Raw genomic sequence first — 21,244 nt, 5'->3', positions numbered from 1 at the left:
CGATGAACGGTGGTGTCCGGGGGTAGCAATCACTCAGAGGCTGTGCTATATGACACACTTCTGGCGCCGAGCGGTACCCGGGGGAGACGGATGCGGAGATTCGACTGTGCCGGACAGGCGGCAGAGAAGGAGTGCGCAGGGGTTCCTGTTCTGCAAGGATGGGGTAGGAGTCTGTCAGGATGGAAACCAGACAGACACATGAAGTTTGACGACCCTGTCCCCAAGAGCGACTGGAGCAATCGATGAGTTCGCCGCAGCACCCCACTGGATCAGGACCACAGCAGTGGCATGATCCGCACGCGCAGAACCCCGGCCCGAACAGCCAACCACAGTTCGGCCAAGGGGCGGCACATGGATCGGGACCTGCCTTCGGTGCAGGACCTGAATCTCAGTCCTCCGGGCCCGGTGGGTACGGCGGCGGTCCTGCCGGCTCGGGTGGACCGGGTCCCTATGGCTCGGGAGGGCCCGGTCCCTATGGCTCGGGACCAGGCCCACAGAACTCAGGCCCCGGCCCTTATGGTTCAGTGCCGGTGCCGGGACCATACGGTTCGGGCCCAGCTCCAGGTCCGCAGAACACTGGTCCAGGCCCTTACGGGCCAGGAGGCCCAGGACCTTATGGTTCGGCACCGGGTCCCTATGGTTCCGCTCCCGGCACTCAGGGGTCAGCGCCGGGTCAGTTCGGTTCCGCAGGTCCAGCAGCTCAGAAGAGTCCGCGCAGCGGCCCGGGTCTTCTCGGACCGCTGACCTTGCGCGATCTGTTCCTGCTCTGTGCAGGACTCCTTTCACTGGTTGTCCTCTTCGTGCCGTTCAAGGGCGATGGGTTCGTATCGGTGTCGCTGTGGCATTGGACCATCGACGCTATGGGCACCCTGACATTCGACGTGTTCGGAATCTGGTTGATTGTGGCGGCAGTCTTCGTCAGCAAATTCGGCAACGGTGGACTCAAGGTCGGTTCACTCAGTCTTGATCAGGCAATCTCGGTTCTCTCCGGCGCTGCGTTCACCTTTGCCTTCGTCCACCTGCTGACGTCGGTCCAGTTCTGGCACGTCGGTGCGTATCTTGCCTTCCTCGCAGCTCTGATCGCCTTCTTCGCGGGCGTATTCACCATGCTTCCCTTCTTCAGCAGGGAATTCGCGGTTCGCGATGATGTTCCCGCACATCCGAAGGCACGCCCCGTGAGCAAGCGCGCACCGCATCCAGCTCCTGTGGCGAACGTGCCAGGCGCCCACAACGGCCCAGGCGGATTCGGCGCACCCTACGGCGGTCAGCCCAACGGGCCGATCGGTTCGCAGGGTCAGCCAGGGGCACCCCTACATCCAGGTCAGCAAGGCGGACCGGGTCAGTTCGGCGGACAGAGCCAGTTCGGTGGCTCAGGTCAGCAAGCTGGACCAGGCCAGCCAGGTGGAGTGGACCAGAACAGCCAGCACAGACAGTACGGCCAGCCAGGCCAGTACGGCCAGCCAAACCAGCCAGGCCACTTCGCTGCGCCAGAACAGAATGGCCAGCCTGTTGGGCAGGACCAGTTCAGTCGACCCGATGGGCAGGACCAGTTCGGTCAGCCCATCGGAGCAGAACAGGACAGCCCGTATGCTCCGCCGGAGCAGCAAGCGCAGGAGTCGTCTTTCGATTCTGAAACGGCTGTCGATGGCTCGGCGGACCAGGCGGTTCAGAGTACAGGGTCAGGCCAGACCTACCTGGGGGCCCAAGACTCACAGGATCCCCAGCACACGCAGAGCGAACCGACGCAGACCTTCGGGTTCGGTGCTCAGCGTGAGGAATCGCCGTGGAGCAACGACGGCGAAACAGCAGTTCAGGCTCCCGTGCCTGCAGACGGCTCAAGCACCGGCGACTCTAATGAACGAAGCGACTCCCGTGACGAGAGAGGCTCCGGCGCGGACAGCCGGGGCACCACCGAGTCGAAATCCGACAGCGCCGACCACGACTCGTCGGGAGCGGGCACGACCGCTGCCGTCGCAGGCGCGGGCGCACTCGGAGTCGGTACCGCTGTCGCCGGAGCAGCCTCAGCGAGCTCGGAATCTGAATCGAAGTCGGAATCAGAACGACGTCGCGGACGCCATGCCGCGCCCAATTCGGTTGGTGAATCCGAAACAGCTGAGGGACGGGCCGATGGTCAGGCCGAGCGTTCAGAAGGTGGCCCCGACCGGACCGAAACCGCCGATCGTGAAGCGGTCAGCGACAGGGGGGACTCCGCGTCTCCTGCGGAGAGCAGCTCGTTCGCCTCGAAGGTCAACGCTCACGAATCGGACACCAACGTTCGTGCCTCCGAAGGGGTTGCGCTGAAGCCGGAAGACGACTCAACTGACTCAACCGCTTCGGCCGTCTCGGGCGAATCAGCTGACTCAACCGCTTCGGCGAACGCCGGACGCAGCGAGAGAAGCACGACCGCCGACGAGGCCCGTGGAAGCGAGGCTGGCACCGAGAAGCCGCGCACAGGGGCTTCGGACGACGATGCCACCGTCGTCAGCGGTTCCCCCGCAGATGGTGCTGCCGGCGCTGCTGCAACAGGTGCGACTGGTGGTGCGGAATCGGCTGCGGAACGTACCACCCACCCGGAAGCTGACGAACCGACGCAGTATGTGCCGGTGGCCGACTATGGCAACAACGCACACGGCAACAACGGCTCGGACACCGGAGAGGCGAGAAGACGCGGCGGAGATAACGCCGGGGACGCGCCTTCGGCTCCACAGTTCGGAGCAGCGACCGGCTCGTCGAACTCCTTCGCTATCGACGAAGAGGAAACTGTCGTCCAAAGCGCAGTTCAACCGGCCACGGGTCTGGACGATCGTGAGGACCGCTCGGGTCATGGCCAGAACGATGCCGACCAGGACGAGTCCGATCAGGGCGCTGGCCAGAACGTGATCCAGGCGTTCTGGTTCGCCGTTCCCGAACCGCGCGAAGCCGTGGACGCGACCACCGGAATGCCGGTGTTCACGATCTACCCCGGAGACTGGTTCCTCGGTCTCGAGGACAACGGTTCGTGGTTCAAGGTTCGCGATTCAGATGGTCGCGAAGGACTCCTGCGCAACACCGAAGGTGTCCAGCGGGGCTGAGACCAAAACGGTCGACTCGTGTGCTCGGGCTGTGGACGACGGTCCGAGCACACCTCGTCTGACCACCTGGGCAGATGCTGTCAGACTGTGCCCGAGAGGGTTCTGACCATGCGAGATGCTCACGTCGACTGAGATGGGGCGGCTCCTGTGACTTGAGTGCACAGGAGCCGCCCCTTCCGTCTTTTGTCCACAGCCCATCGTGTGGACCTGTCGTCAGGACCTGCTGCGGTCCACGCTGACTCCATGCAGGTAGCACTCATCACCGACCTCGGCGCCATCACCGACGAATGCGCACGAGTCGCCGAAAGCATCGGCATTTCACTCAAGGTCCTGCCTCCGGACTCTGGCGGCTGGCAGAACGCCTCCCTCATTCTCCTCGGCGAGGATGTTCGTGAAGCTCCGGCCACTGACCATGCGAACCGCATCCTCGTCGTCCTCGACGGGGACGAACCCAGCTCGGCGTGGAAACGAGCGGCCCACCTCGGCGTCGAACAGTTGGCGGTTCTGCCCTCGGCCGCGGAGTGGCTGAGCGGACGCATGATCGCAGCCGTCGAACCGCCGGTGGCCCCCGGCGTCACTGTCGGTGTCGTCGCCGGGTGTGGAGGAGCGGGCGCCTCAGTGCTTGCCTGCGCTCTCGCCCGCCGTGCCGGACCGGATGTGAGCACGGTCCTCGTCGACGCCGATCCACTGGGCGGTGGACTCGATCTGGTGCTCGGGGCGGAACAGGTTCCGGGCCCGCGTTGGGCCGATCTCAGCGCATCACGGGGACAGCTTCGACCCTCGACGCTGAGTCAGGCGCTGCCCCGGCACGACGGTCTGGCCATCCTGTCGTGGGGCCGCGACGACATCCTTGACCTCGACCCGGACGTATTCGACGACTTCCTGGCAGCTGCCGGACAGGCGTTCGAACTCGTCATCGTCGACTTGCCTCGCCACGCCCCACCACAGTGGACTCGTCGCTGCCATCACGTCCTGCTCGTCTCCCCGGCACGGGTCCGGTCCGCAGTCGCAGCGTCTCAAGTCGCCAAACGCCTGTCCCAGTCCCATCCCGACGTCCGTCTTGTCGTTCGCGACACCGGCGCCGGAGGTCTTGACGCCGAGCTCCTCGCCGAATCCATCGGACTCGACCTCGCCGGCAGCATCCGTGACGATCGTGGCCTGTCCGCCGCCGTCGACCGGGGCGAGGGCATCCCCGGCGGGGCACGACTGGGAAAGCTCGTCGACCGGCTTCTGGGGGAGTGGGTGGAATGAGCGAATGGCTCGACGCCTCACTCGTGGCAGAGGTCCGCAAGACCCTGCTCGACAATCCGGGGCCGGTGACCACAGCTGCCGTCGCCGAGGCGGTTCAACGCACCGGGCGGGTGCTCGGCTCCAGCGCTCTCCTCGAACTCGTGAACCGATTGTCCGCGCAGCTCTCCGGAGCAGGCCCCCTCCAATCAGTGCTCGAAGTCGCTGACACCACCGATGTGTTCGTCAACGGACCACGTGAGATCTTCGCCGACACCGGAACGGGACCCCACCTTCTCGACCTGTCCTTGGGTTCTGAGGACGAGGTGCGGTCTTTGGCTGTGCGCTTGGCGGCTCTGGGCGGCCGCCGTCTCGATGATTCGAGTCCGTTCGTCGACGTCAGGCTGCCCGACGGGGTACGTATGAATGCGATCGTTCCACCGATCTCCGGTGAGCACACGACGATCTCCTTCCGAGTTCCTCGGCACGCCGGCTTCACCTTCGACCAGCTGCTCACCGGCGGATTCATCCCCGAAGAAGTGCACGAACTTCTCATCTCGGCGGTCCGATCCCGAGCCAACATCCTCATCTCCGGCGGCACCGGAACCGGAAAGACGGTCCTCCTCGGCGCGCTTCTGGGCCTTGTCGATACAGAGCACCGCATCGTCATCGTCGAGGACTCCCGAGAGCTCATCGTCGGACACTCCCACGTGGTCCAGCTCGCCGCACGTCAGGCCAATGTCGAGGGCGGCGGTGAAGTGACGCTGACGGACCTCGTTCGAAACGCCCTTCGGATGCGGCCCGATCGCCTCGTCGTCGGAGAGTGTCGAGGCGCCGAGGTGAGGGACATGCTCACCGCGCTGAACACCGGCCACGAGGGCGGCAGCGCCACGATCCACGCGAACACAGCCGAAGCCGTTCCCAGCCGCCTGGCAGCACTGGGTGCATTGGCGAACATGAGCCCACAGGCCGTGTTCTCCCAGTTCTCAACGGCAATCGACCTCGTCATCCACCTGCGCCGGATTGGAGCCGACCGAGGAATCACAGAACTGGCCATTCCCACCCGGGAGAGCAGCAGCGGAGTGACAATGGAACCCGTCTGGGGCCGACCAGCCCCACTGTCCGAGGGCACCTTCAACCGTCGAGCCCTGAGCCGATTCGAAGCAGTGCTCGAGCAGAAGGCTGCCTGATGATCACCGCCATCGCCGTGCTGGTGGCCGTGAGCATCATCTTCAGCGCACCGCTTGACCCGGCATCGCGACTGCAGGATCTGCTCCGCACTCGAACGTTCAGGGACGACTCTCGCCGAGGTGGACGACAGACCAAAGATGAACCCGAACACGACAAGCTGTGGGCCATCGCGGCCGTGGAGAACTGTGCGCATCTGCTCAAGGTGGGAATGACTCCGCAGGCAGTGATGGCGACCCTGAGTCGGCAGAACGCGCAATTGGCACCGATCTCTCGTGCGATCTCCTTGGGCGAGGAACCTGGACGAGCCATTGCCACAAGGGGTGCAGCATTGTCACCTGCTGCCGCCGAAGTGTTCGCCGGAATGTCATCGGTGTGGACCGTGTCGGAGCGTTCCGGTGCACCCGCGGCCGACATGATTCTCCGCTATGCCAAGGCACAGCGCAGTGCCCTCGATGCTGATCGGGAGAGACGTATAGCGATGGCCGGGCCTCGAGCGACAGTCCGAGTCCTCAGTTGGCTGCCGTTGATCGGGGTCGGTCTCGGGTTGCTCATCGGCGTCCAACCCGGTGAATTGATCTCAGGACTTCCTGGCCGGCTGAGCATCGGCGGCGGTCTCGCTCTCTATCTCGTCGGGCGCTGGTGGATGCGACGAATGATGGCTCGGGCGGAGCGCTGATCGATATGACCACAGTCCTGATGGGAGTGTTCATCGCGATGGGAGTCCTGTTGTGGTCGGGCAGATCCGACGGGCGGCTGCGACGCCTGCTGAACGGTCGGAGCGAACGATGGCAAAGCGGTGTCGAGGCGTCCCCGCGGGATTCGCAGCTGGACTCGAAGGACCAGTCTCGGGTGGTCGATGACCTGCTCGCCTTCGACCTCGATCTCGTGGCAATCTGCCTCACCTCCGGCCTGCCGATCCCGGTTGCTCTGGCATTGACCGCCGAGGCGACAGGCGACAGGTCTGGGCTTGGGCGAATCTCGCGGTCCATGACGATCGGGGGCCAAGACCTGTCCGACGATGATCGACTCACCCCGGTCCTGGAAGTCTTCGAATTCTCCGAACACACAGGCGTCGGACCCGCACCACTCATCGAGTCCGTGGCGAAGGAGCTGCGGGACTCGTCCCGCAGGCGCAGGCAGGAGGCGGCGGCCGCTCTGGGCGTCAGACTCGTGGTACCGCTCGGGGTCTGCATCCTCCCAGCCTTTCTGCTGCTCTCGGTCGTCCCCGTGGTCATTTCGCTGCTGTCGGACCTGAGAACTGTCTTCTTCTGACAGCACCTCTGACCCATGGGTCGACCACGCGTACTGACTGTCGTGAGTGATTGTCGACCGACCGTTCAGCTGGCCTTGGTAAGGTCGGGGGATGGCACCGGTTACGCCCTTCAATCAACTGTCCAACGTCGAACAAGCCGAAGAATACGCCGACAAGCTCTTCACGGGTCGGCACGTCAGGCTTCGTCCGCTGCAGCAGGAGGATCTGCCCTACCTCGAACAGTGGTGGTTTGATCCCTCGATCGTGGTCCTGCAGAACCACACGGTGCTGCCGCGTCCCGAGGGCGGGGTGTCCGAACAGTTCGCACTGTGGAGCGCGAACAAGGACACCGATGCGGTCGGATTCAGCATCGAGCTGCTCGAGACCGAGGAATTCGTCGGTCACGTGACACTCTTCGGTCGGAATTCGATCAATCAGTCCGCCACCTTGGCCATCGTCCTCGGGCCCGAGTTCCACGGTCGCGGCTATGGCTCCGATGCCGTGCGTCTGGGCATCAAATACGGCTTCCTGCAGCTGGGACTCAATCGTATCGAGCTGCAGACATGGGCGTTCAACACCCGCGGCATCGCTTCGTACACGAAGGCCGGATTCGTCGAAGAGGGACGTCGCCGTGAGGCTGTATTCTTCAACGGTCGTCGTCACGACGAGGTCCTCATGGCAATACTCAAAGAGGAGTGGGCCGGCCGGGGCTGACTCGTGTGCTTCAACCTGTGGAATCGGCCTCGACTCGTGTGCGTTTCGGCTGTGGACGCTGAACCTGTTTCCACAGCCTGATTGTGAACTCTGGACGTGAATCCTCGTCTCATCCAACACTGAAACTCTCATCGCAGACCGCGAAAGAGGGCTTCAACGAGGAGGAGACTATGAGCATAGAGACAAAGCAGACTGACTGTGACGGGCCACCCTACCCGCAATGGGGTCAGGCGCGAAGCGTTGATATCAGCGATGTCGATTGGGCCGGAACAGGCCCGTACTACGGCACCGGCGCCTGGTCGAACACCGGCACCGGCACCGATGCGGATGCTGCTGCAGGTGCCAACGACGGTGAAGAATTCCGGGGAGAGGATGGCACTCCAGAACCCTGGGGTCCCGACGCGGGGGCAACGACCGCAGAATATGCGATCACCACCCTTGCTGCCTGCGGATTCGCGGCGCTTCTGGTCGTCATCCTGAAATCGGAACCGATCAAAGAACTCGTCACCGGCGTCATCCAGACCGCCCTCGGGCTCGGAGCCTGACATGGCGATCGGATGCTCCTGTGACCCACGGAGACAGAAGCAGCACCGGGATGCGGGAACGGCCACCGCCGAATTCGCTGTGGTCATGCCCGCCATCGTGCTTCTCATCATCGTAGTCACAGGGGCAGCCGCCGTCGGCTTCTCCCAGTTGAGAGCCTTCGACGCAGCCCGATCTGCCGCCCGAGAGATCGCCCGCGGTGAACCTCAGGCAGCGGTCGTCACCGAAGCCAAGAAGCACGCTGGAAATGCGTCCGAGGTGTTGGTCCGCTCCGAGGGAGGATATTCGACGGTGACCGTCACCATCGAACTCCCCGCAGCGATCATCTTCCTCAGCGAAGTCGAAGCAGCAGCGACGGCGCGAACAGAGGGAAGTCGCTCCACTGCCGGCGAGGCCCTGGGCCAGCCCCATTCAGGCAGACTGTCGTGACGACCATCGTGGTCGGGCTGTGCTCGATGATCCTGGTCCTCGTCACCGCTGTCGGCGGCCTCAGTCAAGCTTTCGCAGCCCACAGCACAGCGCAGAGTGCCGCCGACCTTTCGGTGCTCGCGGCAGCCGACGCCGTTCGCGGACTCGCCACCGGCGATCCCTGTGACATTGCCAAGGAGGTCGCGAAGCGCAACGGCGCAGTCGTCAATGACTGCCGAGCCTCAATGTCGGAGCAGAGCGCATATGTTCAAGTCGAGGTCGACATCCCCGGCCCGCTGCCGAAGGTGAAGGAAAAGGCCGTGGCCGGGAAATAGACGGAGTGGTCAGAATCGACGGAGATTGTCAGTCCAGGACGGTGCGCAGCAACCGCAGAGCCGCATCCTTCTCCAACGGTTCATTGCCGTTGCCGCATTTTGGTGACTGTACGCACGAAGGGCAGCCGTCTACGCATTCGCACGCGGCGATCGCATCACGTGTCGCTGCCAGCCATCCTTCGATGACCTCGTAGCCGCGCTCGGCGAACCCGGCCCCACCGGCGAGTCCGTCGTAGACGAAGACCGTGGCCATGCCGGTGTCAGCGTGCAGGGCGGTGGAGACGCCGCCGATGTCCCACCGGTCGCAGCCGGCGAACAGCGGCAGAAGACCGATCGAGGCATGCTCGGCTGCGTGGACGGCACCGGGCAGGTCGGCATGGACGATCTCGGCTTCGTCCAACAGCGTCTGCGGAATCGTCCACCACACGGCTTTGGTCTGCAGGGTGCGTTCGGGCAGATCGAGCTCGTGTTCGGCGATGATCGCCCCACCGCGCTTGGCCCGCATCCGGTAGGCGATGACATGGTCCTTCACATCGACCGTTCCGCTGTGCACGGACACACCGGAGGAGAGAGTCCGCTGCTGATCGGTGTCGACAATGTCGATCTCGGTCTGGGACCGGGCCTGCGTCGTGTAGTCGACCTCGGCACGTTCGACCAGCGCCACATGATCCTCGAGATCAAGGTCGAGGACCATGAAGTCGGCGCCCTGATGCGTATAGACCGCACCGGGATGAGCTCCAGTGAAAGCACCGGACTCGTCGACGGTGCCCAACAGCGCACCCGTGCTGGCCTCGACGAGGCGGAATTGTCCACCCCCGCTGCCACGGATGTCGGACATGTCCGCCGCCGACGATTCCTTCGCCCAGAACCACCCGGTGGGTCGTGCGCGCAGGAGCTTTCGTTCGACCAGGTCAGCGAGCACCTCGGCGGAGTTGTCGGGGAAGTGAACGAGGTCCGACTTCGTCAGCGGCACCTCGGCGGCTGCGGCACACAGGTGCCCGCCCAGAACATGCGGATTGCCGGGATGGATGACACCAGCATCGACGGGAGCATCGAAGATGACCTCGGGATGGTTCACGACATAGGTGTCCAGCGGGTCATCACGGGCGATGAAGACGGCCATCCACCGCTGTCCTGCACGTCCCGCACGACCGGCCTGCTGCCACAGCGATGCCAGGGTTCCGGGCCACCCGGAGATGATGACGAGGTCGAGGCCCGAGATATCGATCCCGAGCTCAAGGGCATTCGTCGATGCCACTGCCAATAGGCGTCCTGATCGCAGTGCCGACTCGAGGAGTCTGCGCTCCTCGGCAAGGTAGCCGCCGCGATAGGCCGCGACCTTGTCCCTCAACGAGTCGTCGACCTGACCGACCTGGTCACGCACGGTCGACGCCAATGCTTCTGTGCCGCGGCGGGAGGCGATGAACGCAATCGAACGATAGCCCGCGCACATTGCGTCGGTGAGGATATCTGCCGCTTCGACAAGGCCGCTGCGGCGCTCGCCGCCGGGTGAGACCGGTGGCTCCCAGAGAGCGAAGCTGCCCGAGGCGCGGGGAGACGAATCCTGGCTCACCGCGTGCACTTCGCGTCCCGTGAGCTTGGAGAACGCCTCATCCGGGTTCGCCATCGTCGCCGACGCTCCGATGACCACAGGGTGAGCCCCATAATGCGCAGCGATGCGCAGCAGGCGACGGAGGATCAGTGCCACGTGGGAGCCGAAGACTCCCCGGTAGCGATGGGCCTCGTCGATGACGATGAAGCGCAGCGACTTGAATAGCCGAGCGAACCGTTCGTGCTGCGGCAGGATCCCGCGGTGGAGCATGTCCGGGTTGGTGAAGATGATGTTCGCATGCCGTCTGGCCCAGTCCTTCGACGCTTGGGAGGTGTCCCCGTCGTAGGTCGCAGGCCGCATGCCCTGGACGATGAGCTTCTCCAGATTCGCCAACTGATCAGCGGCCAAAGCCTTGGTCGGTGCGATGTAGATCGCCGAGGAGGTGCGCAGCTTCGCACGGGTGCTCTGAATTGATTCGAGGACCGGCAGCCAGAACCCCAAGGACTTCCCCGAAGCAGTCGGAGTGGCGATGACGACGTCGGAACCGTCCCTCGCCGCCTGTGCTGCCTCACGCTGATGGTCCCACAGCCGATCGACGCCGATGGCATGACAGGCGTGTTTGAGCTCCTGATCTATCCACTCCGGCCAGTCCGACTCATGTTCGAACCGCTGTGGAATATCGCGCACGTGGACGATCCGTTCATCCCTGGCACCGAATCCGGTGACGATGTCGAGAAGAGCAGAAGAGGCCATGGCCCCAATTATGGCGCAGTCAGAGTCGTCGGGATGCAGTCGCTAGGATTTGTGTGTGATTGAACAAGACATGACCCTCGTGGCAGACCGACTCTACCGGGCCGGATACACCGAGCCACGGCTCCGACAGTTCTGGGGTGGACCCATCGCCTCCGCGCTGGTGCGCAACAACGCGGCGCCCGCGATCCATTTCTGTCAGACGGTGCTCGAATCCGCTCAGACACAGCCACAGACACAGACGGACGCACAGGAGTCGGGTGAGGCTCCACAACGGTTCGACGAGCACCTGGCGACGCTGGCCATGCTCTTCCACTTCCATCGCGAGGTCAGCACCGAAACTGCTCGTGCAGCCCTCGGCGACGACGCGTTCGATATCGCAGTCGACGGCGGACTGCTCGTGACCAGCAGTCGTAGCACGACAGACAATGGTGCCGGGACTTCGAACGCCGAGGTGGGGGAACCGGGACACGTGTCCGCTCCGTTTGCGGTCACTCCCTATGATCTGCCGGTCGGGGTTCCACGCGGGTTCCGCCCCGGCGACGAAAACCTCTATCTCGTCAGCGACCATGGAACTCTCATCAATCCCGATGTTCTCGACGGCGACTTCGTGCTCGGACTCGGCGGGGCCGGACGCACGCTCGTGGCACTGACGCCGCGTGAGCATGTCTCCATCTCCGCAGACATCGGCACCGGGTGTGGGATCCAGGCTCTGCTGTTGGCCCGGCACAGCGACCGCGTCATCGCCACCGACATCTCCGAGCGCGCTCTGCACCTGACAGGGCTCAGCGCCGGACTCAATGGCGTGGACAACATCGAACTCAGGGCAGGATCCATGCTCGAACCGCTCAGCGAACCAGTCGATCTGCTCGTGTCCAACCCACCCTTTGTCATCACCCCGCGCACGACTGTGGCCAACTTCGAATACAGGGACGGCGGGATGGCCGGCGACCGGCTTGTTCGGTCCCTGTTCACCACGATTCCCGACCACCTGCACCCGGGTGGACGGTCCGTCTGCCTCGGGAACTGGGAGACCACCTCGGCGGTGGATGCAGGGCCGGAGGCCTGGGTCACGGACCCGGAGACCTCGGTGCTCGTCATCGAACGTGAGGGCCTCGACCCCATCGCCTATGCCGAGACATGGATCAGAGACGGAGGCATCCCTCGTGCCAGCGAGGACTGGAACGCGGCAACTGCAGCCTGGATTGAGGACTTCGACACACGTGATGTGACCGAGGTCGTCTTCGGATACGTCATCATGCACAGAGCAGAGCACACCTTGGACACAGATAACGATGTCCCAACAATTGCCGACCACACGATTGCCGGCAACGGCGAACAGCCGTCCTCCGTGTTCAAGGCCAGGGTCAGGACGACCTCGGCGATAGCGAACAATCCGCATGGACTCGGACAATTCATCGCGACCACGTTCGCGTTGCGGTCGTGGTTGGCGACTGCCGGCGCCGAAGAGATCGCGAACACCATATTCACCCGCTCCCCGGACCTCGTCGAGCACCGCCACCATATGCCCGGAGAATCAGACCCGAGCTCGATTACTCTGGAGCAGGGCGTCGGATTCGGACAGGTCTTCGACCTTGACACAGCCCTGGCCGGATTCGTCTCGGTCGCTGACGGAAGCTTGACTCTGCGGCAGACAGCGGTGGCTCTTGCACAGCTGCTCGACGTCAATCCGACCGCACTCGAAGACCAGCTCATCTCTCAGGTGAGACAACTCGTCATCGCCGGTGCGCTGTTGCCTGTGAACGAGGGGAAGCAGGAATAACGGTAGTATCGAAAACCGTTGCCGTTGACGTTCACTGCATCAACCCGATGCAGGTCGGGCACGATCATCAGTGTTACATTGGGCCGGATCGTCCGTTTATTCGATCAACCGGCGCCGTGAGAGGAATGTGAAAGCGTGACCACAACCGAGAAGCAGCCCCGCCGTCTCGTCATCGTCGAGTCCCCGACGAAGGCGCGAACGATCGTTGGGTACCTCGGAGAGGGTTACGACGTTGAAGCGTCGGTCGGCCACATCCGCGACCTTCCCACCCCGTCCGAACTCCCGGCAGACATGAAGAAGGGACCGTACGGAAAGTTCGCTGTCGACGTCGACAACAACTTCGATCCCTACTACCGCGTCGACCCGGGTAAGAAGAAGAAGGTCACCGAACTCAAGCGCCTCCTCAAGGACGCCGACGAACTCTATCTCGCAACAGATGAGGACCGCGAAGGTGAGGCCATCGCCTGGCACCTTCTCGAGGTCCTCAAGCCGAAGATCCCCGTCAAGCGCATGGTCTTCCACGAGATCACCCCCGAGGCCATCGAGCGGGCTCTGGCGAACACCCGTGAGATCGACACCGCTCTCGTCGATGCACAGGAGACTCGCCGCATCCTCGACCGCCTCTACGGCTACGAGATCTCGCCCGTCCTGTGGCGCAAGATTCGCGCCGGACTCTCCGCCGGTCGTGTTCAGTCGGTGGCAACCCGCCTCGTCGTCGAACGTGAGCGCGAACGCATGGCCTTCGTCTCCGCCGATTACTGGGACCTTGATGTCGACCTGGGGCTGCCCGACGGCACCAGCCCGTTCGCCGCGAACCTTTCGACCCTCGACGGTGCTCGCGTGGCCTCAGGCCGAGATTTCAATGACAAGGGTGAGCTGAAGAACTCATCGGCCACCGTCGTCGACCAGACCAGGGCCGAAGCGCTGGCCACGGAGCTCAACGGCACCGCGAAGGACGCGCTGACGGTCACTGCCGTCGAGTCGAAGCCGTATTCGCGCAAGCCTGCGGCACCGTTTACGACCTCGACCCTGCAGCAGGAAGCCGGCCGCAAGCTGCGCATGAGTGCTCGTCAGGCCATGCGCACCGCCCAGTCGCTGTACGAGCACGGTTACATCACCTACATGCGTACCGACTCCTCTGCATTGTCGGGCCAAGCGATCTCCGCGGCACGGAAACAGGTGACTGAACTCTACGGTCCCGAATTCGTCCCACAGTCACCGCGTACCTACTCGGGTAAACAGAAGTCGGCGCAGGAGGCCCACGAGGCGATCCGTCCCTCGGGCGACTCCTTCCGCACCCCAGCCCAGGTCTCGAAGTCGCTCAGCGGCGAAGAGTTCCGTCTCTACGACCTGATCTGGAAGCGCACCGTCGCCAGCCAGATGGCCGATGCCAAGGGCAAGACCGCAACTATCAAGGTCCGCGCCGACCTTGCTGACGGCCATGATGCGGGCTTCAGCGCCAGCGGCACCGTCATCACCTTCCGCGGATTCCTCGCAGCCTATGAGGAGGGCACCGACGCCGGACGCTACGACACGAAGTCCGGCGAATCCCGTCTTCCGCAGGTCGAAGAAGGTCAGGCCCTGTCCGTGGTCAAGGCCGAAGCCGACGGACACACGACGGCTCCACCGCCACGCTTCACGGAAGCCAGCCTGGTCAAGCAGCTCGAAGAGCTCGGCATCGGCCGACCTTCGACGTATGCTGCCACGATCTCCGTCATCCAGGACCGCGGATATGTCACCTCCCGCGGCAACGCCCTGGTGCCCAGCTGGTTGGCTTTCTCCGTCGTGCGCCTCCTTGAAGAGCACTTCACTCGGCTTGTCGACTACGCGTTCACCGCCGACTTGGAATCCGAACTCGACCGGATCGCCATGGGCGAGGAAGACCGCAAAGCGTGGTTGGCCCGCTTCTACTTCGGTGACAAGTCCCAGGATCGCGAAGGACTCAAGGAAGTCGTCGACGACCTCGGTGACATCGACGCCCGCGAGGTCAACACCGTCGTCATCAGCGAAGGCGTGAATCTGCGCGTAGGTCGCTATGGCCCCTACCTCGAGGTCCCGGCCTCCGAAGAGGGCGCGGATCCGAAGCGCGTGTCCGTGCCAGAAGATCTGGCCCCGGACGAGCTGACCGCAGCCAAGGCCGCCGAACTCATCGAATCGCAGGGTGATGGCGACCGTGAACTCGGTGTCGATCCGGAGACCGGACACACGATCGTGGCGAAGAACGGGCGCTTCGGCCCCTATGTCTCCGAGATTCTTCCCGAGCCCGAAGAGAAGCCCAAACGCGGAGCGAAGAAGCCGAAGCCGCGCACCGGCTCACTGTTCAAGTCCATGGACCTGAACTCGATCGACCTTGGGACGGCACTGACCCTGCTCAGTCTTCCCAGGGTCGTCGGCCAGGACGAAGAGGGCACCGACATCACCGCCCAGAACGGGCGCTACGGTCCATACCTGAAGAAGGGCACGGACTCACGGTCGCTGACCGACGAAGAGCAGATCTTCAACATCACCTTGGACGAGGCACTGAAGATCTACGCCCAGCCGAAGCAGCGCGGTGGCCGTCAAGCCGCAGCACCATTGAAGGAACTGGGCGAGGATCCCATCTCGAAGAAGCCGGTCGTGGTCAAGGACGGTCGCTTCGGCCCCTACGTCACCGACGGTGAGTTCAATGCAACTCTGCGCAAGGACGATACGGTCGAGTCGATGAACATCGGCCGTGCCGCCGAGCTCCTGGCGGAAAAGCGTGCGAAGGGTCCGGCTAAGAAGAAAGCGCCGGCAAAGAAGGCACCAGCCAAGAAGGCTCCCGCTAAGAAGACGACGGCTGCCAAGACGACCGCTGCAAAGAAGACTCCGGCGAAGACAGCTGCGAAGTCGACGGCAGCCAAGAAAGCCACGACGGCCAAGTCGACGACGGCCAAGTCGACGACGGGCAAGTCGACGACGGGCAAGTCGACGACGGCAACGAAGACGACAGCCGCCAAGAAGACCACAACGGCTAAGCCGAAGACACCCTGAGGTTGTGATAGGAAGTTCTGGGCCGATTTCTCTATGGAGGATCGGCCCACTTCTTCTTCAAATCGCACTGGTGATGTCGGTGAACTCAGCATCTCAACACCAGTCAGCCTCGCGACTAGTGCACGGCTGATTCATCGGCGAGCAAGTGCAGGGCCTGACCATCGAGACGGAAGGTCTCCCACTCGTCCTGTGCTTTTGCGCCCAGCGAGCGGTAGAACCCGATCGAGGGTTCGTTCCACTTGAGCACGCACCACTCGAGTCGGGTCAGCCCCCGTTCCTGGCAGATTTGGGCCAAGCGTCCCAGCAGGGCTTTGCCCGCCCCGTTGCCGCGATAGTCAGGGTCGATGAACAGATCCTCGAGCCAGATCCCGTTCTTTCCAGTCCAGGTGGAGAACGAATGGAACCAGATTGCGATGCCGATGATCTGCCCGTCCACCTCGGCGACGAGCCCATAGGTGTTCGGACGGCCATCGTCTGGGAACATCACCGCAGCGAAGTCGTCCTCGGTGGCGTCGACCGCGTCGGGTTCCTTCTCGTACACGGCCAGAGCATGGACAAGTCGGAGAATGTCCGGCAGATCGTCCTTCGTCGCCTCGCGCACATTCATGAGGTCATAGTCTCCAATCGCTTCAGCGTCACAGTGCAGGAATTGTCACAGTTCTAAGGGCGTCACAGCACGTGAGTGCCGGTTTTCTCCGGCAGCGCCGCGAGCTCGTCGGCGGTGGGCTCACCGGGCGTGTGCGGATCGGCAGAGGAATAGTAGGAGGCGAAGGCCTCGGCGACGGCATCGGTCGTGATCTCGGGGTGGACTTCACTGATCGAACCGCCCGTGGCCGGGTCCCACTCGATGCCCAGGGCCGCCTCGACGTCGGTGAGGACGGCACGGATGGGATCAGGATCCTCGACGATCACGGACGACGAGAACAGCCACGCACCCGAGACCACCCGCTGCGCGGTTCCGATGGCCTTGATCCGACCGGCCACGTTGACGCTGTGCTCACCAGGGCAGTATTCACCGGGAATCTCGCCGAGGCGGGCGTCGACTCCGATGCCTCGCAGCACTTCGACGTAGTCCTGCCCGAACCCGGTGAACCTGGCAGTCGTGTCCTTGATGAAGGCATCACTGGGTTCGATGTGGTCGATGACCAGGGACCCCCGGTGATAGGCTGCGGCTCGCCCGCCGAGGCTGCGCAGAGCTGGAGTGAAACCGTGATCTCGGGCTGCTTCGACGGCGCTCGGGAACCCGGGGAGGAAACGGTCCCTGGCACCGAATGCCACCGTCGGAGCGGGGCTGTACATCCGCAGGGTCGCCCCGCTGCTGCCATGCTTGACCGAGTCGAGGAGGACTCGGGCGAAGGCGAGCTCCTCGATCGGACTCAGTCCGGTGGTCGCAACTGCTGACATGGCGGTATTCGTTGTGTGCACGCAATCAAGAGTAGATGATCAGGCGTCAGTGAGAAGAGATCCGGCCCGTTCCAAGAGATATGTCAGTCGCGGCAGATATTGTAGAGCTGTGAGTATGTTGACTACTACAGGACATCGACTTCCCGGAGCCCCTGGCCGGTTGGTTGCCGAGACCGCTGCTTGGGGCGCACTGATAGTGCTCGTGGCGATCAGCTATGTCGTGGCGGGCACCAGTGGATTCTTCGCCACGATCGGTGGTCGGGCGTTTACCGCAACGGCCGACAGCATCGGTGCGGGAGGCTTCGACAACCAGCTGGGAAGCGTGTCTCTCCTCATCGTCTTCGTCCTCGCCGGGGCCGGACTGTTCATTCCGCAGAAGATCTTGGCGAGCAAGGGCCCAGCCGTGCGCAAACTGGCGCTCAGCATCGCAGCTGTCGTCGAGGCAGGGCTGCTCATCGTCCTCTCCCTCGCGCCGAGTGCATGGCTGACCTGGGTCACCGCATTATTCCTCGGAGCCGTCGTTGGCCTGCTGATGAGCATCAACCCGTTCACGAACGAGAAGCCGTGGCGTCGAGTCGGCATCCCCGCAGCGATACTCGTCTTCGTCGCATTCGCCTTCCAGATCATCGGTGGGTCCGCAGCAGGCACTCAGTCCCTGGGATGGATGAGTCTCCTGGTGGGCATCGCCATGGCCGTCGGCGCCGTGATCATCTTCCTCACCCCCGAGCGCGCTCTCCACGCCGAAGCAGCGACAACCGGCGCATTCCCCTCGACCAAGGCACGTGTGGCCAGACCCGCCGCGACCATTAAGATGCCGTGGGTCTGCATCGCGCTGTTCGCAGTGCTGGGAACCACCGTCATCCTGGCCCAGCCGACCGCTGTTGAACACAGCTTCGGCCAAGCCGGCTTCGCCCTCATGATTGCGTCGTGTCTGGTGGGTTGGGCCATCGGCTTCGAGATGGGGCCCACCTTCGCGCCCGGAATGTCTCGGCCGCGCGTCTCCGCCTTCGCGTTGACCGTGTCCGGAATTCTGCTGATCGCCACAGGAGCCATCGGCGAGCTCTCCGGCAAGGTCGTCCTGTCCGCAGTCATCGCCTTCCTCGTCGGAATCGGGGTGCGCTCACAGCCCTATGACTTCTCGCGGCGGATCGGAGCCGTCGGCGGGGCGGTGGTCGCCCTCGTCCTCAACTCCATCGACTTCGGCATCACCATCCCTGTCGGCTCGGCCATGGAATGGCTGCTGGCCCCCAGCGACGTTGCGTTCGGAATCTTGGGATTGGCCGCTCTGGTCGCCGGAGTCATCGGACTCTTCATCTTCGACCCGCACGGTCTCCAGGGACTGTCCGTTGACATCGTGCATGGATTCCGTCCGCCCAGCGCCGCCGAGAACGGAGCGAACGACGGTATCGGAAACTCCGCGGAACGACTGGGAGCCGGATTCTTCATCGCCATCGAAGGCGGCGATGGTTCGGGCAAGAGCACACAGATCAAGCGAATCTCACAGACCCTGGCCGACGAGGGACACAACGTCGAAGCGACCCGGGAACCAGGCGGAACCGAACTGGGGCGACAGATCCGTTCGGTGCTATTCGACTCCGAACCTCCGAGCCCCCGCACCGAGGCGCTGCTCTTTGCCGCCGATCGCGCCCACCACGTGGCCTCGTTGGTCGATCCGAGTCTCGACGGCGGAAACATCGTCATCACCGACAGGTACATCGATTCGACGATCGCCTACCAGGCTGCAGGCCGCAACTTCGACCCGAAGACGATCTTGGCGCTGAGCAAATGGGCGACTCAGGGACTCGTCCCGCATCTGACAATCGTCCTGGACATCGATCCCGAGACCGCTGCGGCCAGGATGGGCAAACGCAGCGAGAACAACTACCTCGACGAGGAGAACCGGCAGTTCCACCAGCGGGTCCGTCAGACCTACCTGACCCGTGCGCACAAAGAGCCCGACCGGTACGTCGTCCTCGACGCATCGGTGTCAGAGGATGAATTGACCGCCGAAATCCTCACCGCTATCCGCACCCGGCTGCCGCAGCAGGTGGGCAGTACGGCCGCCACCGACGCAGGTGTCGTCACAAGCACGTCAACTGACGCCGAGGTGGAGGAGAACCATCCCTCCGAAGCCGTCGTCGGTGCGTCCGCCGCGGAGTCCGATGAGGGGGTGTCGACTACCGCCGACGAGTCGGTCGCACCCGAGCCCGGAGTCCGATTCGTTCCAGCTTCGAACGAACGGTTCATCCCGCAATCCACTGACCGCCTCGAATCCGAAGAGCGCAATGACGGCGTCGAAACTGAGAGAGTCGACCTCGGCGCTGATCTGCGACAGCCAGACGAACAGGGCGATGATGAAGCGGCCACCGCGGTGCTTCCGACTCACGCAAGCGAACCTGAGTCCGAATCTGCACCTGAGTCCGAATCTGCACCTGAGTCTGAATCTGCGCCTGAGTCCGAACCCGAGGTCGACGAGGATGCGGCCACCACGGTGCTGCCGACCCGCGGAGTTGCGCCGAGTGCTTCCTTGGCGGATGACGAAGATGAGGACGCTGTGCCGACGAATGAGATCGCAACGCCTGACTCGGAAGAAGCAGAAACCCGTGTGGTCGACCCCCGCAGTGGTGACGGGACTCCACCGAGGTCCGAGGCTCAGCCGGGTGGCGGGACCGACGCAGGTGACGAAGATGCAGCGACAACGGTGCTGCCCATGCGAAACGCCCGACAGATGAGCCGAGAGCGACTGCATGCCCAGGCTGAGATCGAACGTCAGGCACGCGAGCGGCTGCGCAAACAGCGAGAACGCAACCATCAGCGCTTCAACAACCCGGAAGGTCACTGAGTGAGCGTCTTCAATGAGCTCGTCGGCCAGGACGAGGTCATCACCCAGCTCAAGTACGCACTCTATTCACCGGGCGCGATGACCCATGCCTGGCTATTCACCGGCCCCCCGGGGTCCGGTCGATCCAATGCGGCTCGGGCCTTCGCTGCGGCGCTGATCTCCGGCAGCGAGGAGCCCGACGAAGTCACCTCGCGCGTGCTCAAGGGGCATCACGAATCGTTGACGATCATGTCGACTCAGAAATCGGTGATCGCCATCGATGAAGTGAGGGAACTGGTATCGAGAGCGCAGTCAGCCCCGGTCAACTCCCCGTGGCGAGTCGTCATCATCGAAGACGCGGACCGGATGAGCGAGCGGACCGCCAACGTCCTTCTCAAGGCCATCGAAGAACCGCCCCCGGCCACTGTGTGGCTGCTGTGCGCGCCGAGTCCCATCGATGTGCTCACCACGATCCGTTCTCGATGCCGGCCCGTTCGCCTGCGCATCCCCTCTCGGGACGCCGTGGCACAGCTCCTCATCGAACGCGACCACGTCGACGAGGACAGGGCTCAGTGGGCAGCCGCCGTGGCGCAGAACCACATCGGTCGGGCCAAGTACATGGCGCTCAACGATTCCGCCGGTGAGGAGCGCAAGCAGCTCCTCGCGATCCCAGGGAAGCTGACTTCGGTCGGCGCGACGATCCGCTTGGCGGGACGCATCGTCGATGAAGCCGCAGAGACCGCAAAGTCTCGTGTTGAGGAACGCAATGCTTCTGAGCGCAGCGATCTCATGGCGACTTTGGGCATCGAATCCGAGAAGTCCATCCCTCCCTCGGCGAGATCTCAGATCAGGAAGCTCGAAGAGGAGCAGAAGCGCCGGTCGGTGCGCGCCCGCAATGACGAACTCGACCGAATCTTCCTCGAACTCATGAGTCTCTACCGCGACATCCTCATGCACCAGTTGGGGATCCGCGAGGGATGGATCAACGCCGGAGAAGGCGATCTCATCGCCGAGCAGGCGAACCGGGACGGACCTGACACGACTCTGCTGCGCATCGATGCCATCACCGAGGCGAGACGACGGCTGCAGACGAACATGTCGCCCGTGCTCATCGTCGAATCGGCATTCGTGCTGCTGTCGAACCCCTGGCTGCTCGAGGACCGTACTGGGGCGCTTTGAGG

Annotated in this window: 16 protein-coding genes; 13 read left to right on the top strand and 3 right to left on the bottom strand. The window is 63.6% G+C overall.

Annotated elements, in window-relative coordinates; all coding sequences use genetic code 11:
• Positions 1–242 precede the first annotated feature (242 nt).
• The 9 genes from FO013_RS08460 to FO013_RS08420 all read left to right on the top strand — a co-directional run bounded on the left by FO013_RS08460 (position 243) and on the right by FO013_RS08420 (position 8,741).
• Positions 243–3,071, top strand: coding sequence for a hypothetical protein (locus FO013_RS08460; protein ID WP_143922105.1), 2,829 nt, complete (start codon positions 243–245; stop codon positions 3,069–3,071).
• A 243-nt stretch (positions 3,072–3,314) separates the two neighbouring features.
• Positions 3,315–4,322, top strand: a complete 1,008-nt coding sequence (gene ssd / locus FO013_RS08455) for a septum site-determining protein Ssd (protein ID WP_143922104.1) — start codon at positions 3,315–3,317, stop codon at positions 4,320–4,322.
• Entirely contained in the window at positions 4,319–5,488 is a 1,170-nt protein-coding gene (locus tag FO013_RS08450) for a TadA family conjugal transfer-associated ATPase (protein WP_143922103.1), read from the top strand. Before ssd ends, FO013_RS08450 begins: the two co-directional genes overlap by 4 nt.
• Positions 5,488–6,165, top strand: coding sequence for a type II secretion system F family protein (locus FO013_RS08445; protein WP_143922102.1), 678 nt, complete (start codon positions 5,488–5,490; stop codon positions 6,163–6,165). The genes FO013_RS08450 and FO013_RS08445 overlap by 1 nt, the downstream gene beginning before the upstream one ends.
• A 5-nt stretch (positions 6,166–6,170) precedes the next feature.
• Positions 6,171–6,761: a type II secretion system F family protein gene (locus tag FO013_RS08440; RefSeq protein WP_143922101.1), complete on the top strand. Its 591-nt coding sequence runs from the start codon at positions 6,171–6,173 to the stop codon at positions 6,759–6,761.
• A 91-nt stretch (positions 6,762–6,852) separates the two neighbouring features.
• Positions 6,853–7,455: a GNAT family N-acetyltransferase gene (locus tag FO013_RS08435; protein ID WP_143922100.1), complete on the top strand. Its 603-nt coding sequence runs from the start codon at positions 6,853–6,855 to the stop codon at positions 7,453–7,455.
• A 170-nt stretch (positions 7,456–7,625) separates the two neighbouring features.
• Complete coding sequence (locus FO013_RS08430; protein WP_143922099.1) at positions 7,626–8,000, top strand: DUF4244 domain-containing protein; 375 nt, start codon at positions 7,626–7,628, stop codon at positions 7,998–8,000.
• A gap of 1 nt (position 8,001) precedes the next feature.
• The gene (locus FO013_RS08425) at positions 8,002–8,427 is read left to right on the top strand and encodes a TadE family protein (protein ID WP_143922098.1); all 426 of its coding nucleotides are present in this window, start codon (positions 8,002–8,004) and stop codon (positions 8,425–8,427) included.
• On the top strand, positions 8,424–8,741 hold the full coding sequence (locus FO013_RS08420; protein ID WP_143922097.1) for an Rv3654c family TadE-like protein: 318 nt from the start codon (positions 8,424–8,426) through the stop codon (positions 8,739–8,741). Before FO013_RS08425 ends, FO013_RS08420 begins: the two co-directional genes overlap by 4 nt.
• A 28-nt stretch (positions 8,742–8,769) precedes the next feature.
• Here FO013_RS08420 and FO013_RS08415 read toward each other — a convergent pair whose 3' ends face one another.
• The gene (locus tag FO013_RS08415) at positions 8,770–11,046 is read right to left on the bottom strand and encodes a DEAD/DEAH box helicase (protein ID WP_143922096.1); all 2,277 of its coding nucleotides are present in this window, start codon (positions 11,044–11,046) and stop codon (positions 8,770–8,772) included.
• A 55-nt stretch (positions 11,047–11,101) separates the two neighbouring features.
• Here FO013_RS08415 and FO013_RS08410 point away from each other — a divergent pair, with 55 nt between their 5' ends.
• The gene (locus tag FO013_RS08410; protein ID WP_260848063.1) at positions 11,102–12,826 is read left to right on the top strand and encodes a class I SAM-dependent methyltransferase; all 1,725 of its coding nucleotides are present in this window, start codon (positions 11,102–11,104) and stop codon (positions 12,824–12,826) included.
• Between the two features lie 135 nt (positions 12,827–12,961).
• Positions 12,962–15,838, top strand: coding sequence for a type I DNA topoisomerase (topA, locus tag FO013_RS08405; RefSeq protein WP_143922095.1), 2,877 nt, complete (start codon positions 12,962–12,964; stop codon positions 15,836–15,838).
• 115 nt (positions 15,839–15,953) lie between these two features.
• Here the strand turns inward: topA and FO013_RS08400 are convergent, their stop codons facing one another.
• Positions 15,954–16,445 carry a GNAT family N-acetyltransferase gene (locus FO013_RS08400; RefSeq protein WP_143922094.1) on the bottom strand — a complete coding sequence of 164 codons (492 nt, stop codon included), beginning with the start codon at positions 16,443–16,445 and terminating at the stop codon, positions 15,954–15,956.
• A 62-nt stretch (positions 16,446–16,507) separates the two neighbouring features.
• Positions 16,508–17,242 (bottom strand): lipoate--protein ligase family protein, encoded by a 735-nt coding sequence (locus FO013_RS08395; RefSeq protein ID WP_260848080.1) that lies wholly within the window; start codon positions 17,240–17,242, stop codon positions 16,508–16,510.
• 115 nt (positions 17,243–17,357) lie between these two features.
• On the opposite strand from FO013_RS08395, the gene tmk reads away from it, so the two are divergent.
• Together tmk and FO013_RS08385 are read left to right on the top strand one after the other, a co-directional pair.
• Positions 17,358–20,084 carry a dTMP kinase gene (gene tmk / locus FO013_RS08390; RefSeq protein WP_260848079.1) on the top strand — a complete coding sequence of 909 codons (2,727 nt, stop codon included), beginning with the start codon at positions 17,358–17,360 and terminating at the stop codon, positions 20,082–20,084.
• Positions 20,085–21,242, top strand: a complete 1,158-nt coding sequence (locus FO013_RS08385) for a DNA polymerase III subunit delta' (RefSeq protein ID WP_143922093.1) — start codon at positions 20,085–20,087, stop codon at positions 21,240–21,242.
• Positions 21,243–21,244: the final 2 nt, after the last annotated feature.

It is taken from the genome of Brevibacterium aurantiacum (assembly GCF_007558825.1).
Taxonomy (GTDB): Bacteria; Actinomycetota; Actinomycetes; order Actinomycetales; family Brevibacteriaceae; genus Brevibacterium; species Brevibacterium aurantiacum_A.
This window is presented reverse-complemented; position numbering and strand designations above follow the sequence as displayed.

Coding starts and splice junctions, on each gene's coding strand:
- FO013_RS08460 (WP_143922105.1), top strand. CDS start 243: ATGAGTTCGCCGCAGCACCCCACTGGATCAGGACCACAGCAGTGGCAT.
- ssd (WP_143922104.1), top strand. CDS start 3,315: ATGCAGGTAGCACTCATCACCGACCTCGGCGCCATCACCGACGAATGC.
- FO013_RS08450 (WP_143922103.1), top strand. CDS start 4,319: ATGAGCGAATGGCTCGACGCCTCACTCGTGGCAGAGGTCCGCAAGACC.
- FO013_RS08445 (WP_143922102.1), top strand. CDS start 5,488: ATGATCACCGCCATCGCCGTGCTGGTGGCCGTGAGCATCATCTTCAGC.
- FO013_RS08440 (WP_143922101.1), top strand. CDS start 6,171: ATGACCACAGTCCTGATGGGAGTGTTCATCGCGATGGGAGTCCTGTTG.
- FO013_RS08435 (WP_143922100.1), top strand. CDS start 6,853: ATGGCACCGGTTACGCCCTTCAATCAACTGTCCAACGTCGAACAAGCC.
- FO013_RS08430 (WP_143922099.1), top strand. CDS start 7,626: ATGAGCATAGAGACAAAGCAGACTGACTGTGACGGGCCACCCTACCCG.
- FO013_RS08425 (WP_143922098.1), top strand. CDS start 8,002: ATGGCGATCGGATGCTCCTGTGACCCACGGAGACAGAAGCAGCACCGG.
- FO013_RS08415 (WP_143922096.1), bottom strand. CDS start 11,046: ATGGCCTCTTCTGCTCTTCTCGACATCGTCACCGGATTCGGTGCCAGG.
- FO013_RS08400 (WP_143922094.1), bottom strand. CDS start 16,445: ATGAATGTGCGCGAGGCGACGAAGGACGATCTGCCGGACATTCTCCGA.
- FO013_RS08395 (WP_260848080.1), bottom strand. CDS start 17,242: ATGTCAGCAGTTGCGACCACCGGACTGAGTCCGATCGAGGAGCTCGCC.
- tmk (WP_260848079.1), top strand. CDS start 17,358: ATGTTGACTACTACAGGACATCGACTTCCCGGAGCCCCTGGCCGGTTG.